At 52.4% G+C, this 14,885-nt stretch carries 15 protein-coding genes; 7 read left to right on the top strand and 8 right to left on the bottom strand.

Features of this window, described 5'->3' with window-relative positions:
* The first annotated feature begins 163 nt into the window (after positions 1 to 163).
* From fliD to GE278_17340, 3 genes are all read left to right on the top strand, one after another.
* Positions 164 to 1,633: a flagellar filament capping protein FliD gene (fliD, locus tag GE278_17350; GenBank protein QLK62427.1), complete on the top strand. Its 1,470-nt coding sequence runs from the start codon at positions 164 to 166 to the stop codon at positions 1,631 to 1,633.
* 74 nt (positions 1,634 to 1,707) lie between these two features.
* Positions 1,708 to 2,115 (top strand): flagellar export chaperone FliS, encoded by a 408-nt coding sequence (fliS, locus tag GE278_17345; GenBank protein QLK62426.1) that lies wholly within the window; start codon positions 1,708 to 1,710, stop codon positions 2,113 to 2,115.
* A gap of 55 nt (positions 2,116 to 2,170) precedes the next feature.
* Positions 2,171 to 2,446: a flagellar protein FliT gene (locus GE278_17340; protein QLK63327.1), complete on the top strand. Its 276-nt coding sequence runs from the start codon at positions 2,171 to 2,173 to the stop codon at positions 2,444 to 2,446.
* Between the two features lie 132 nt (positions 2,447 to 2,578).
* Here GE278_17340 and GE278_17335 read toward each other — a convergent pair whose 3' ends face one another.
* From GE278_17335 to fliE, 8 genes are all read right to left on the bottom strand, one after another.
* Positions 2,579 to 2,977, bottom strand: coding sequence for a flagellar protein FlhE (locus GE278_17335; protein ID QLK62425.1), 399 nt, complete (start codon positions 2,975 to 2,977; stop codon positions 2,579 to 2,581).
* On the bottom strand, positions 2,974 to 5,082 hold the full coding sequence (flhA, locus tag GE278_17330; protein ID QLK63326.1) for a flagellar biosynthesis protein FlhA: 2,109 nt from the start codon (positions 5,080 to 5,082) through the stop codon (positions 2,974 to 2,976). The genes GE278_17335 and flhA overlap by 4 nt, the downstream gene beginning before the upstream one ends.
* Positions 5,082 to 6,227 (bottom strand): flagellar type III secretion system protein FlhB, encoded by a 1,146-nt coding sequence (gene flhB, locus GE278_17325; protein QLK62424.1) that lies wholly within the window; start codon positions 6,225 to 6,227, stop codon positions 5,082 to 5,084. The genes flhA and flhB overlap by 1 nt, the downstream gene beginning before the upstream one ends.
* Positions 6,228 to 6,232: 5 nt before the next feature.
* Positions 6,233 to 6,877 (bottom strand): protein phosphatase CheZ, encoded by a 645-nt coding sequence (gene cheZ, locus GE278_17320; protein QLK62423.1) that lies wholly within the window; start codon positions 6,875 to 6,877, stop codon positions 6,233 to 6,235.
* Positions 6,878 to 6,883: 6 nt separating this feature from the next.
* Positions 6,884 to 7,273, bottom strand: a complete 390-nt coding sequence (gene cheY / locus GE278_17315) for a chemotaxis protein CheY (GenBank protein ID QLK62422.1) — start codon at positions 7,271 to 7,273, stop codon at positions 6,884 to 6,886.
* A gap of 117 nt (positions 7,274 to 7,390) precedes the next feature.
* The gene (cheB, locus tag GE278_17310; GenBank protein ID QLK62421.1) at positions 7,391 to 8,437 is read right to left on the bottom strand and encodes a chemotaxis-specific protein-glutamate methyltransferase CheB; all 1,047 of its coding nucleotides are present in this window, start codon (positions 8,435 to 8,437) and stop codon (positions 7,391 to 7,393) included.
* Complete coding sequence (locus GE278_17305; GenBank protein ID QLK62420.1) at positions 8,437 to 9,252, bottom strand: chemotaxis protein-glutamate O-methyltransferase; 816 nt, start codon at positions 9,250 to 9,252, stop codon at positions 8,437 to 8,439. The genes cheB and GE278_17305 overlap by 1 nt, the downstream gene beginning before the upstream one ends.
* A gap of 235 nt (positions 9,253 to 9,487) precedes the next feature.
* The gene (fliE, locus tag GE278_17300) at positions 9,488 to 9,823 is read right to left on the bottom strand and encodes a flagellar hook-basal body complex protein FliE (GenBank protein ID QLK63325.1); all 336 of its coding nucleotides are present in this window, start codon (positions 9,821 to 9,823) and stop codon (positions 9,488 to 9,490) included.
* Positions 9,824 to 10,102: 279 nt separating this feature from the next.
* Here fliE and fliF point away from each other — a divergent pair, with 279 nt between their 5' ends.
* Genes fliF through fliI form a run of 4 tightly spaced genes read left to right on the top strand, consistent with a single transcriptional unit; the run spans position 10,103 to position 14,880 of the window.
* A complete protein-coding gene (gene fliF / locus GE278_17295) occupies positions 10,103 to 11,821 on the top strand; it encodes a flagellar basal body M-ring protein FliF (GenBank protein ID QLK62419.1) in 1,719 nt (572 codons plus the stop codon).
* The gene (gene fliG / locus GE278_17290; GenBank protein ID QLK62418.1) at positions 11,821 to 12,807 is read left to right on the top strand and encodes a flagellar motor switch protein FliG; all 987 of its coding nucleotides are present in this window, start codon (positions 11,821 to 11,823) and stop codon (positions 12,805 to 12,807) included. Before fliF ends, fliG begins: the two co-directional genes overlap by 1 nt.
* On the top strand, positions 12,794 to 13,507 hold the full coding sequence (fliH, locus tag GE278_17285; protein ID QLK62417.1) for a flagellar assembly protein FliH: 714 nt from the start codon (positions 12,794 to 12,796) through the stop codon (positions 13,505 to 13,507). Before fliG ends, fliH begins: the two co-directional genes overlap by 14 nt.
* Positions 13,504 to 14,880, top strand: a complete 1,377-nt coding sequence (gene fliI / locus GE278_17280) for a flagellum-specific ATP synthase FliI (GenBank protein QLK62416.1) — start codon at positions 13,504 to 13,506, stop codon at positions 14,878 to 14,880. Before fliH ends, fliI begins: the two co-directional genes overlap by 4 nt.
* The last annotated feature ends 5 nt before the right edge of the window (positions 14,881 to 14,885 follow it).

Below are 14,885 nucleotides of genomic sequence, written 5' to 3'. Positions count from 1 at the left end.
ATTCCATGGAAATCTAAATCTATTCATTGAAAAGAGGAAGGGAGTGTTTTTAACGCGTCTTAAGGTTGATGGTTGAAAGACAAAAAATTAAACTTTAAAACGCGGCAACCGATATTTATTAGTGAAGTTTCATCAAAAAATACATTCTAAACAGGAGAATTTAATGGCTTCCTTTTCATCGATAGGTATCGGCGCAGGTATGGATACCGCCACAATGCTCGAGCAAATCAAAGCTGCTGAGCAGATGCGTCTGAAACCTTACACCCTGATGCAGAATAGCTATAAATCCAAAATCTCTGCGTGGGGAACGCTTTCAGGGTCGATGTCGGCGCTGCAGGGCAGTGTTAAAAAGCTGACGAATGATGCGTTTAACACGCTAACTGTCAGTACGAATAAAGCCTTTACGGCGACCGCCGGGACTGACGCCAACGCCGATACCCATGCGGTTCACGTAACACAACTGGCTGTGGCACATAAGCTCGCCACGCAGCAACTGCCTGCGGGTGAAGATGCCGATACGCAGCAGGGTGATGGAACGTCAGAGGAACGTACCATCAAGATCACCACTGGCGACGGTAAGGTGACGGAAGTAAAACTGAAGAAAGATGAAACGTCGCTGAACCAAATCGCCGCTGCGATTAAAAAGCAGGACGGTAATATTAGTGCCTCTGTGCAGAAAACCAATGACGGTTATCAGCTGGTCATCAGTGCAAAAGAGACCGGTACCGACGGTCAAATGAGCATCAGCGTTGAAGGCGACACCGCTCTGGGCGATATGCTTAATACCAGCAACGGTGGCGAAACGAACCCTCCAGCTAATGGCGACAAAATGAAGCTGGTGACTGCCGCGCAGGATGCCAAACTGACCGTCGATGGCAGCGAATATACGCGCTCAAGTAATAACATCAGCGACATTATTTCCGGGGTAACGCTGACGCTGAAAGCGCCCTCAGAAACCGCTGATTCAGAACAGCTGACGCTGACCCGCGATTCATCTGCCATCAAAACCAGCGTCAAAGATTTTGTCGAAAAGTACAACGCGTTACTGAAACTGACCACCGCTGCCAGTAAATATGTGCCTAACGAAACGGCTGGCCTGAAAGACGAGGATATCGCTACCCAGAATGGCCAGAACGGCGCTCTGATGGGGGATTCTACCCTGCGCGGTATGGTCAGCGAGCTGCGTACCACTGTTAACGGTGTGTATGGTGAAAACGATGCGGATGTCAGCGCACTGGCCGATCTGGGCATCAAAATTGATGCCGCTACCGGTCAGATGACGCTCAACGAATCCAAACTCGATACCGCCATTGCTGATAACCCGGATGCCATTGGCGATATGTTCATGGGCCGTGGCGAAAAAGAGGGGCTGGCGACGAAGCTCAGCACTATCGTCGAAAAATACGTCGGTAATCCGGACACCAAGACTGAGGGGATTATCAAAACCTCCACCGAGGGGCTGGACGCGCAAGTCAAAATCATGCAAACCCAGCTGGATAAAACTCAGAAGCTGATTGATGCGCAGGTTGAGCGTTACAAAATTCAGTTCCAGAACCTGGACAGCACCATGTCGAAAATGAACAGCCTGAGTAACTCCATGGCCAGCATGTTGTCTTCACTGAATACCAAGTAATGAGCCCGCAGTAATTTTCATTATTTAACCGGCAGGAGAGGGTGACTCTCCTGCTTATTAATCACGGAGTCACCATGTATTCGAAATCAGGAAGTAAAGCCTACGCTCAGGTTGATCTGGAGAGCCAGCTGGCGGGGGCGTCACCGCATGAGCTGATTACGATGCTGCTCGATGGCGCGGTCAACGCGGTACTGCGCGCTAAAATATATTTTGAAATGGGTAATATTGCTAAACGCGGAGAGATGATTTCTCGTGCCATCAATATTATCGATAACGGATTGCGAACGTCGCTGGATCACGAGAAAGGGCAACATATCGCTGCGGATCTGGAAAGGCTATATGACTATATGTCACGAACGTTGCTGGAAGCGAACCGGCGCAATTCACCTGAAGAACTCACCGCCGTGAGTGAAATACTGACGAACCTTGCCACCACATGGAAGGAAATTGAACCTAAGAAAAGGCTGGAAAATTATGGGTAATAGCGTATCGGAAGATTATGAAGGCATTTATCAATTGAATCTGCATCTGCTTGAAATGGTGAAACAGGGGCAATGGGACGAATTTATCCCGCTGGCCGAAGTGTATATTACGAAGTTACACAATGTTATTAATAATCAGCCAGCAGAACTTATGCCAGATGAGAAGGCGAATCTGAGCTTTATTCTGACTAATCTGATTGAGAATGAAGGTGAAATTGAAAAAACATTGAGAAGCAGACTTGATGTGTTGAAAAAAGAAATGTCATCTTTACATCGCGGGAAGAAGTGCAGCGAGGCTTATTCATCACAATTCACCTCCGCGTTCCATTAAACCCCGGAGAGGCTATTTTGGATGATCCAAATATAGCCTTAGCATAACTCTGAGCACCCCTCTCGTTATGCACTCTCCCTGTTTACACTCTGATTATTCTTAACAGGTAATTTAGTCAGCAACAGTGACTTGTTAATAATAATTAATCGTTAATTGATTTCTCACCACATTCAGGGGCGGCAATAGCTGACCCTGACTCGCCACGGAATACACAAAATAAAATGGCCCGCGTGCCGTCAGTGTCGATCCGACCTTTTTACTCCCCGACAGCGAATCCAGCACAATACATCTGTCCTGACTGCACAGTTTAATCTGTAAACCCGGCGGTGCCGGAGAGAGCAGGCTAATGCGCCATGAAATGCGGTTAAGGCTGGCTCCCGCAGGAATAGTGGGCGTTAACGGACGACTTGATAACGTCTGGTTGCCCACGCTGACACTCCCGCCGACAGAGTCACCGCTCCATGAACCACTGGCCGCCGAAGTAGCCAGAGGAAAAAACAAGACCGTAAAGACCAGACCACGCAGCGTCATTCTTTGCCGCCGATGATGTAGGACATCCGCACGGTGCGGTTGTTGCTGATTTCCTGATTCGATAACACGGTCAGCTGGGGATACACGCGGCGCAGGAAACGTGAGAGCATGAAACGCAACGGCTGATTAACCAGAAGAACCAGCGGTGCGCCGATGGCTTCCTGCTGCGAAATCGCTTTCTCCGTCTGCACCATAATATTTTCTGCAATCCCAGGTTCGATCGCGCTGCCGCTCTGTGTGGCCTGGATCAGCAATCTTTCGAGATTAAGATCCAGCCCGATCACCTGCATTTCGTCATTACCCGGGAACCATTTTTGGGTGATTGCACGACCCAGCCGGATGCGTACATGCGCGGTCAGATCGTCGGGATCGGTGATCGCGCCTGAGAATTCCGCCAGTGTATCGATGATAGTTCTCACGTCACGGATTGAAATGCGCTCTGCGAGCAGGTTTTGCAGAACCTTATGGAACGTCGTCAGCGAGATAACGCCGGGGATCAGATCTTCCACCAGCTTCGGCATGTCTTTGGTCAGACGATCCAGCAGTTGCTGCGTTTCCTGACGGCCAAACAGTTCATCGGTGTGCAATGAGATCAGGTGATTGAGGTGCGTTGCGATCACTGAGCTTGGATCCACCACGGTATAACCCAGCGCCTGCGCGCGTTCGCGCATGACCTCGTCAATCCAGACCGCAGGCAAACCAAAGGCAGGATCCTGACAGGGTACGCCCGGTAACTCACCTTCTGCACAGCCCGGATCGATTGCCATCCAGCGCTCTGGCTGGGTTTCGCCACGGCCAATTTCCACACCTTTAAGCAAAATACGGTAATCGGTGGGCGCAAGATCCAGGTTATCGCGGATATGCACCGGCGGCGGCAGGAAGCCCATCTCCTGAGCAAACTTTTTACGGATACCGCGAATTCGGGTAAGCAGCTGACCTTTTTGTTCGCTGTCCACCATCGGGATCAGACGGTAACCCACTTCCAGACCCAGCACGTCTTCATGCTGAACGTCGGACCATGAGGCTTCACTAGCCTGTGCCGCCTCAGCTTCGGCTTTGGCCGACGCCTGACTTTCCTTGCTCATGGCGCGTTTTGTCCCGGCAGGATTATCCATCTGACGTCCGCGCATCCACCAGGCTAATGCCAGTAATCCGCCGGTAAACAGCAGGAAGACAAAGTTCGGCATGCCGGGAACCAGCCCCAGCAGGCCGATAACCCCGGCAGCCAGAACCATTACGCGCGGATTGTTAAACAGCTGGCTGACCATTTGCTCGCCGACGTCTTCCTCGGTAGCCACGCGGGTCACGATCACACCGGCAGCGGTAGAGATCACAAGACCCGGGATCTGTGCCACCAGACCATCACCGATGGTCAGCAGCGTGTAAGTCGTGCCTGCTTCGCCAAAGGTCATCCCGTGTTGCAGGGTACCAATCATCAGGCCGCCGATGACGTTAATCGCCATGATAAGCAACCCGGCGATAGCATCGCCGCGCACGAATTTACTGGCACCGTCCATCGAACCGTAGAAATCGGCTTCCTGCGTCACTTCGCTGCGGCGTTTTTTGGCTTCCTGCTCACCGATGATCCCGGCATTCAGGTCAGCATCGATTGCCATCTGTTTGCCCGGCATCCCGTCGAGGACAAAACGCGCGCCGACTTCAGCAATACGCCCGGCACCTTTGGTAATAACCATAAAGTTGATGATGATCAGAATGACGAAGACCACAATGCCGATGGCAAAATTACCGCCAACCAAAAAGTTGCCGAAGGCATCGATCACCTGACCTGCGGCGCCTTCTCCGGTATGGCCGTACATCAGGATAATACGGGTGGAGGCGATGTTTAAAGCCAGACGCAACAGGGTCGAAAACAGCAGAACCGTTGGGAAGGCGGAGAATTCCAGCGTGTTCTGCGTAAACATGGCGACCAGCAAAATCATCAGTGACAGCACGATATTGAAGGTAAACAGTAAATCCAGAATGAACGGAGGCAGAGGCAAAATCATCATCGACAGAATTGTCATGATCAATACCGGGCCTGCCAGTATTTGCCACTGCGTCTGCTTAAAATCGGGTAAACGTAATTTGGTGGCTAAATTGGCCATCACTCGTGACTCTCTTGTGCAAAGTCCAGTGCCGCAGGCACCGGAAGGTTCTCAGGTTTTTTAGGGAGGATCCCGCTGCCTTTTTTCCAGCGCCTTACGCCGTAAACCCAGGCGAGGACTTCGGCGACGGCACCGTACAGTTCGGTCGGGATCTGTTCACCGATTTCGCAATGGCGGTACAGGGCACGCGCCAGCGGCGGCGCTTCCAGCATGGGGATTTTGTATTTGGCTGCTTCTTCACGAATACGTAATGCAATATCCCCGGCGCCTTTGGCTAACATTAATGGCGCACCCGTTCCGCCTTCTTTGTAGCAAAGGGCGATCGAATAGTGTGTCGGGTTATTGACGATGACGTCAGCCCGCGGAATGTCTTCCATCATTCGCTGACGCGCCGCGTTACGTTGCAGTTGTTTGATTCGCCCTTTGACGTGCGGATCGCCTTCCTGCTGTTTATATTCATCGCGGATTTCCTGACGACTCATACGTAGCTTCTTCAGATTGCTCATGATCTGATAAAAAACGTCGTAACCCACCAGCGGAATGAGCGCCAGGATCACCACCAGCAGGCAGCCTGAAATAATGGCGCGCATATCTTTCAGGCCCATGGCGACCGGCTCGTAAATCAGTTGGATCATGTGTGACTTATTGGCGAGGATATAAATCGCCGCTGCACAGCCGACCAGTATGACTTTCAACAGACTTTTTAATAATTCGGAGACAACCTGCGTCGAAAACATGCGTTTGAATCCTGATAAAGGATTCAAACGCTTGAGATCCACTTTTATCGATTTACCGCTGATGTTCAGCCCGCCCAGCAACATGGGGGAGGTCATTCCGGTGATGAATAACCCGACCAAAATGGGCAGCACGGAAAATACAGCCATGCTGAACAACTCCCCGGCACGCAGCAGCATCAGTGCTGAATCGAGCATCACCAGCCGGTCAAAGGTCAGCCCGTTATGCAACAGTAAACTGAGCTTTCCGGCCAGATGCGAACCGCCGAGCATGATGAGCATCCACCCGACCAGCAGCATCAGCAGCGAGGTCAGCTCTTTGGAGCGCGGAACCTGACCCTCCTCACGGGCTTTTGACAGCTTGGTGGGGGTGGGTTCTTCTGTTTTTTCTACATCACTTTCCTGTGACATGTTGCTCAGAACCCGAGGGTTTCGAGCAGGTCGTCAACCTGGTCCTGCGAAGCAACAATGCCTGCACCTGACTGATTAATCTGCGGGCCATTTTTCAGGTTATCGTTGGATTCACTGACGGAAGGCTGCATCATGCCCGGCATATTCTCGACCAGAACCTGAATCAGTTCGTGCTCAACGTTTTCAATCAGCTTCATCATGTTCTGAATAACCTGACCGGTGAGATCCTGGAAATCCTGCGCCATCATGATTTCCATCAGTTGCTCGTTGGTCTGGCTGGCTACTTTCGGGGTGTTGTCCAGAAAAGCCCGGGTATCGCTGACCAGCTCGCGCGCCTGTGCTAACTCAACCGGTGATTCAAACCAGGCATCCCAACGGGCTTTTAACGCGGTGGATTCTTCACTCAGGGCGTCCTGTAGCGGACGGGCGATTTCCACGCAGGTAAGGGCGCGGTCCGCCGCCTGCGACGTTTTTCCGACCACATAATTGAGGCGGTCGCGCGTGTCAGGAATCGCTTCTGCCACGTCCATGATGGCGCGATCCAGCCCCAGATTCGCCACACTGTCCCGTAACAGACGGGTCAGCTGGCCGATGCGGGAAAAGATTTCTTTGAAGTTGTTGGCGGACTCCTGGTTTTGTGTCGTCTTCATCAGTCGTTACCACCCGAGTTTTTCGAAGATTTTATTGAGCTTCTCTTCCAGTGTGGCTGCGGTGAAAGGCTTCACCACATAACCATTGGCACCGGCCTGCGCGGCAGCAATAATATTTTCTTTTTTGGCTTCAGCGGTCACCATCAGTACGGGCAGGGCTTTCAGGTTGTCGTCCTTGCGCATTTCAGTGAGCAATTGCAGGCCATCGAGATTCGGCATGTTCCAGTCGCTTATCACGAAATCGAAGCTGGAAGCACGCAGCTTGGTCAGCGCGTCCTGACCGTCTTCGGCCTCTTCAACATTTTTAAAGCCCAGATCCTGTAGCAGGTTTCGAACAATCCGGCGCATGGTGGCGAAATCATCAATAACCAAAAAGCGCAAATTTTTATCAGCCATTTACTCGTCCTTTAATAGTAAAAAATTATCCAAAACAATGTATTGGAAATACGGTGACGCAAAATAAAACAGTAACATCACCCGCTAAAACCGGTGGCTTTGGCGGATAAAACGGTGTCAGATTCTGCGGGCCTGACCGACCACGCCATTGAGGATGCGCTGGGTCATCTCATGGAGATCGACCACCTCGCACACCGCCTCCAGCGCAATGGCTTCCCGCGGCATGCCGAAGACCACGCAGCTTTTTTCGCTCTGCGCCAGGGTGTGAGCCCCTGACTTACGCATTTCCAGTAATCCCTGTGCACCATCGCTGCCCATGCCGGTCAAAATGGCGCCGACCGCATTTTTTCCAGCCGATTTCGCGACGGATTTGAACAACACATCCACTGCCGGACGGTGACGGTTAACCGGCGGCGACTGGTTGAGTTTGATGTGGTAATTGGCTCCGCTACGCACCAGCTCCATGTGCAGATCGCCGGGCGCGATATAGGCGTGGCCGGGTAATACGCGGTCACCGTCCTCACCCTCTTTCACCGAAATCTGGCACAGGTTATCGAGCCGCTCGGCGAAGGAGCGGGTGAAGCCGGGCGGCATATGTTGGGCAATGACAATGCCTGGACTGGTCAGCGGCATGGGCAGCAGCACCTGACGCAGCGCCTCGGTGCCGCCGGTAGAGGAGCCGATAGCAATAATTTTTTCGCTGCCGACCAGCGGGCTGTTAATCACTTTTAGCGCCTCGGGATGACGCTCGCGGCGACTGACCTGGACTTTGGACGCCATGCGGATCTTCTCGGCAATAATTTCGGCGTATTGCATCATTCCGTCTTTCAGCCCCATTTCAGGCTTAGTCACGAAATCGACAGCACCCAATTCCAGTGCACTCAGTGTTATCTCTGATCCCCTGCTGGTCAGCGAGGAAACCATAATGACCGGCATAGGGCGCAGACGCATCAGGCGCTCCAGGAAGTCCAGACCGTCCATGCGTGGCATTTCCACGTCCAGCGTCAGTACATCCGGATTAAATTGCTTGATCAAATCCCGGGCAATGATCGGATCTGGCGCGGTGGCGACCATTTCCATATCAGACTGATGATTCACAATCTCGCTCATGATGTTGCGAATGAGGGCGGAATCATCAACACAGAGTACGCGTATCTTTTTCATCACTTCTCCCGTGCAAGCTCGTAGACCGACTGACCGCGCAGACGGAAAGGTCCATTCATGCCGCCAAAATGTTCAGAATGACCGGCAAACAGAATGCCGCCGGGTTTGAGCATTTTGGCGAAGCGGTTCATCAGCTGTTCCTGTGTCTTCTGGTCGAAATAGATCATGACGTTGCGGCAAAATATGGCGTCAAACGGTGCCGGAACATCCCAGTTAGCATCGAGCAAATTGAGGTGCTGATAACGGATGCTGGCCAGCAGCTCCTTTCTGACTTTCACCAGATTTTCCTGCTCGCCGGTACCGCGCAGAAAGTAGTTACGCTTCTGCTCAACGCTCAGACTGTCGAGGTCGGATAGCCGGTAGACCGCCTCTGTGGCCTTTTGCAAAACTTCAGTATCAATATCTGAGGCCCACACGCGTGGCCCGGCAATACTGCGACCCAGAGTTTCGTCCAGTGTCATCGCGATAGAACAAGGTTCTTCCCCCGTAGACGCCGCCGTACACCACACGGTGTAATTGGGACGGGCGCGCGCATGCGCGGCCAAAATAGGGAAGTGATACGACTCCCGGAAAAATGAGGTCAGATTGGTGGTCAGGGCGTTAATAAACCCCTGCCATTCCTGACTTTGCTGATTGGCCTCGAGACGCTTCACGTAGTCGGTGAAACTGGTTAATTTTAATTCACGTAACCGGCGGGACAGGCGGTTATACACCATGTCACGCTTCTGGCTATTTAATACAATTCCAGCGCGTTGATAAATTAACTCGCTAATCTTCTGTAAGTCTTTATCTGAGAGTTCTTCCTGAATGTACATATTTCTATTATTCAACTGTCACTGATAGAGCATGGTTCCCAAAGGGATAATACCGGTCATTTCTTCCCGCTTATTCACGGATTGACGAGATTGGTGACGGTTTCCTGAAAATGTGAGCGCGAAAGATATTCACAGATAAAAAGGAAAAATGGCCAGCAGGCCATATTATTACGTTGTGTTCTTATAAATGCTCTGATTCAATATCGGATAGATTATCAGAGGGGATAAGAGTGAACTACACACCCATACTCATGATTTCCTGATACGCGCTCACCATTTTATTACGCACCTGGATGCCCAGATTCAATGCCACGGAGGATTTTTGCATGGAGACCATGACATCGTTCAGCCCAATGTCTGTCGCGCCGGTCATATAGTCCTGAGCCTGTGTCTTTGCCGTGTTCTGTACCTGGCTGATGCTGTTAATGCTTTCGAATAAAATGTCAGAAAACTGTAATTTTTTATCGACATTTTTATTGTCAGCAATGAAAGGCGTTTTTTGAGTGGCCGAAGTTTGCTGCGCCTGAAAGCTAATTTGTTCCAGAACACCTTTCATCGATTGAATAGACATCATTAATTCCTTTATATCGGCCTGATGACTCTGCCGGCATACTTTCTATTGGTTTTTAATAACTGCAGCGTAACATAAGGTTCGGTAAATAAAATAATGCGAATAGCTGACAGAAATTTCAGCTTATTGATGCTTAAAAAAAACGCAATTAGAACATAATACGCGACTGGAAATTTGTCTGTGTATTTACTGCTTCGCTTTCACTTATCCGTAACCGGGGTGCTGATTCGCAATAATACGCCTGCTTTGCGTCATTTATTTTATTTACAGGACTACGGCATGAATGCCACAACAAACGGTATCAAAAACAAGAATACAGCGAGTCTGATGGCAGCATTAGAACGGCTTCGTTCGAGCCCTAAAATTATTTTGCTTATCAGCGCCTCCGTGGCGATCACAATCATTATTGCCCTTATATTTTGGGCAAAATCTCCGTCTTATCGGGTTCTGTACAGCAATATCAGCGATCAGGACGGCGGCGCTATCGTGGCGCAATTAACACAAATGAATGTGCCTTATCGCTTTGCGGAGAGAGGCGGCGCCATCATGGTGCCTGAAAATAAGGTGCACGAGGCCCGTCTGACCCTCGCTCAGCTTGGACTGCCAAAAGGCGGCGCTGTCGGTTTTGAATTACTCGATCAGGAAAAGTTCGGCATCAGCCAGTTCAGTGAGCAGGTGAACTTTCAGCGTGCGCTGGAAGGGGAACTTTCCCGCACCATTGAAACTCTGGGCAGTGTGCAGAACGCTCGCGTACATCTGGCGATGCCAAAACCGTCAATGTTTGTACGGGAACAAAAACTGGCCTCTGCGTCCGTGACCGTGACGCTGAGCCAGGGCCGTTCGCTGGACTCCGGGCAGGTCAGTGCGATCACCTATCTTATCTCGAGCGCAGTGCCTGGGTTGAATGCGGATAACGTCACGATTGTCGATCAAAGCGGGCACTTACTGACGCAAAGCGGCGGTCAGGCAATGCAGACCACACAGCTGAAATACACCAGCGAAGTGGAAGCCGATTATCAGCAGCGTATCCAGACCATTCTGGCCACCATTGTCGGGCGCAATAACGTCAAGGCGCAGGTTACCGCGCAGCTCGATTTCACCCAACATGAACAGACCGCCGAGCAGTTCCAGCCAAATACTGCACCGGACAAAATGGCCATCCGCAGCCGTCAGACCAGTGATGCCGAGCAGGGCAGCAAAAACGGCGTTGGCGGGGTTCCGGGCGCGTTGAGCAATCAGCCGCCAACCCCGGCTACTGCGCCGATCACTCAGGTACCGGCACCGAATCAACCTGCACAGGGCGCAGCGGCCGGCGGGAATGCTGCCAACAACACCGCACGTAATGGCGCAGGAACGGCAGAAACCACTGTCGCTACGCCGATGCCGTTTAACAATCGTAAAGACAACACCACCAACTATGAGCTAGACCGCACCCTGACACATATCAAGCGCAGTACGGGCAGTATCGAACGCCTGTCGGTCGCTGTAGTGGTCAACTATCTGCCAGGTAAAGACGGTGTGCCGGTGGCGTTAACGCCGGAGCAGCTTGAGCAGATCAATGCGCTGGTGAAAGAGACCATGGGCTATTCCGCTGCGCGTGGCGACACCATCAACATCGTCAACTCGCCGTTTACTGCAGTGGAAGAGGACGCCGCACCGCCGTTCTGGAAGCAGGAAGGCTTTATTAATCTGCTGCTTTCCGCCGCTCGTTACCTGTTGATCGCCATCGTCGCGTGGTTCCTGTGGCGTAAAGCTGTACAGCCCGCCTGGTTGCGTAATCAGGAACTGGTATTGCAACGTCTGGAGCTGGAAAAGCAGGCGCGTCAGGCTGAAATTGATGCCAATACCCGCCGTGCCGAAAGCAGCGTCAGGGCCAAAGCCGAGCAGCGCGTTGAAACGGAAATTAACACCCAAAGCCTGCGCGAACTGGCTGAGCAGGAGCCGCGGGTTATTGCGCTGGTGATTCGCCAGTGGATGAATAAGGAGCTGAAATCATAATGAATGCCTCTGAGAAAAGTGCGATTGTCATGCTGACACTCGGTGATGTACTGGCGGCGGAAGTGTTCAAGCACCTCAACACCCACGAAGTCAAACTGATCAGCAGCTCGATGGTCAACATGGGGGGATTCACCCATGAACAACTGGCTGATGTGTTGCGCGAATTCCAGCAAGACTCCAGTGAATACGCCGCACTGAGCGTCAATACCAATGACTATCTGCGCAGTGTGCTGGTGAAAGCGCTCGGCGAAGAGCGGGCGTCGAGCCTGCTCGAAGACTTGCTGGATACTCAGCAGGGCACTAACGGTATTGAAACGCTCAATTTCATGGAACCGCAGACGGTGTTCGATCTTATCCGCGACGAGCATCCGCAGATCATTGCTACCATTCTGGTGCACCTCAAACGTGGTCAGGCAGCGGATGTCCTGAGCAAATTCGACGACCGGGAACGCAACGACATCATGCTGCGTATTGCGACTTTCGGCGGCGTTCAGCCAGCCGCATTGCAGGAACTGACCGAAGTACTCAACAACCTGTTGCATGGTCAGAACCTCAAGCGCAGCAAAATGGGCGGTGTACGTCCTGCGGCGGAAATTCTCAACCTGATGAAAACCCAGCAGGAAGAGTCTGCCATCGAAGCGGTACGCGACTTCGATCAGGAGCTGGCGCAGAAAATTATCGACGAGATGTTCCTGTTCGAAAATCTGGTCGAAATCGAAGATCGCAGTATCCAGCGCATTCTGCAGGAAATCGAAAACGAATCCCTTATCGTCGCACTCAAAGGGGCCGATGCGCCGCTGCGCGAGAAGTTCTTCCGCAATATGTCCCGTCGTCAGGCGGATATCATGATGGAAGATCTGGGATCGCGTGGGCCGATACGTATGTCGCAGGTCGAAGCCGAGCAGAAAAGTATTCTGCTGATTGTGCGTCGTCTGGCTGAGACGGGTGAAGTTGTGATCGGAGGAAGTGAAGATGCCTACGTCTGATCGTGATCAGCCATTGAACTGGCAGGCCTGGCAGCCACAAAATTTGCTCGATGATTTCAGCCAGCCGGAACATGAAATAGTCGAAACGCCGGGTGCGTATCAGTCCGACGAACTTTTGCAGGCTGAGTTATCACGCCTCCGTCAGCAGGCCGAGCAGAAAGGGTTTGCTCAGGGGCAGGCTCGCGGCGTGGAAGAAGGGAAAAAGCAGGGTTATGAGGCCGGTTTTGCTCAGGGCAAACAAGACGGTTTTGAGCAGGGGCTGTCTGAATCCAGTGCGCAACAACGCGAAACCGGTGAGCGTTTTTCCCGACTGTTGCATGAATTCAAAATCTCGCTCGATAACCTCGACAGTGTGATCCCATCACGTCTGGTGCAGCTCTCACTGACCGCCGCCCGTTCGATTTTGGGCAAAAATATCACCTGCGACAACGATGTGCTGCTGGAGAAAATTCAGCAGTTGTTACAGCAGGAATCTCTGTTCAAGGGAGCCGCAGTGCTGTGGGTAAACCCTGATGATGTTGCGCTGGTGCAGGATAACGTCGGGAAATCGCTGCTGTCGATGGGCTGGGAATTACGCGCTGACGTGAATATTTTGCCGGGCGGTTGCCGCATCACGTCAGAAGAAGGCGAGTTCGATGCCACAATGAATACCCGCTGGCAGGAGCTGTGCGAGCTGGCGCGAGAGGACTACTGCGCATGACCCAGCGCCTGAAAAACTGGCTGGAAGTGATTGACCGTAAAGAGAAGCGCATCACTTCACTGCCGCCGTTTCGCCAGTACGGCAAGCTGACGCGTGCGACCGGTCTGGTGATGGAAGCCGTTGGCCTGAAGTTACCTATCGGCACGTTGTGTATCGTCGAACGTCATTCCCGCGCCGGTATCGATAAAGTCGAAAGCGAAGTTGTCGGCTTTAACGGGCAGATTCTGTATCTGATGCCGCTGGAAAATGTTGATGGCGTATTACCCGGCGCAAGGGTGTATTCGCTGGAAAGCGGTGAAGGGGCGGCGAAAGGTAAGCAACTGCCGCTCGGACCTGAGCTGCTGGGGCGTGTACTGGACGCCAGCGCACGCCCGCTCGACGGATTACCCGCGCCTGTCACCTTGCAGCACGGCCCGTTGTTTACTCCGCCAGTGAATCCTCTACTGCGTGACCCGATTAAAAACGTGCTGGATGTCGGTGTGCGGGCTATCAACGGTTTGCTCACCGTCGGACGCGGCCAGCGTATGGGGCTGTTTGCCGGATCCGGCGTCGGTAAAAGTGTCCTGCTTGGCATGATGGCGCGTTATACCAAGGCTGATGTGATTGTGGTTGGGCTTATCGGCGAGCGCGGGCGCGAAGTTAAAGATTTCATCGAGAATATTCTCGGTCAAGAAGGTCGTAAGCGGTCAGTGGTGATCGCTGCTCCTGCCGATGTTTCGCCGATCCTGCGTATGCAGGGCGCGGTGTACGCCACCCGTATCGCCGAAGATTTTCGCGATCGCGGGCTGGACGTGTTGTTAATCATGGATTCTCTGACCCGTTATGCCATGGCACAGCGTGAAATCGCGCTGGCTATTGGCGAACCCCCGGCCACCAAAGGCTATCCGCCTTCCGTTTTCGCAAAATTGCCTGCGCTGGTGGAGCGTGCCGGTAACGGCGTGAAAGAGGGGGGGTCGATCACCGCGTTTTATACCGTTCTGACCGAAGGTGATGATCAGCAGGATCCGATCGCCGACTCCGCACGGGCGATCCTCGACGGTCACATTGTGCTGTCACGTCGTCTGGCGGAATCGGGCCACTATCCGGCGATCGATATTGAAGCCTCGATCAGCCGTGTGATGACTGAACTTATCGAGCCGGTTCATTATAAAAAAGTACAAAACTTCAAGCAGTTACTTTCCTCTTACCAGCGCAATCGCGATTTGGTGAGCGTCGGCGCCTATGCCGCAGGCAGCGATCCGCTGCTGGACAACGCGATCCGTCTTTATCCGCAAATGGAAGCCTATTTACAGCAGGCGATTTATGAAAGCAGCGGGTATCAGGAAGCCAGTGACAAACTTGACGCCATTTTTTCAGTTAAACCCAAAGCCTGAGGGGA

It is taken from the genome of Enterobacteriaceae bacterium Kacie_13 (assembly GCA_013457415.1).
In the GTDB taxonomy this organism is placed as follows: domain Bacteria; phylum Pseudomonadota; class Gammaproteobacteria; order Enterobacterales; family Enterobacteriaceae; genus Rahnella.
This window is presented reverse-complemented; position numbering and strand designations above follow the sequence as displayed.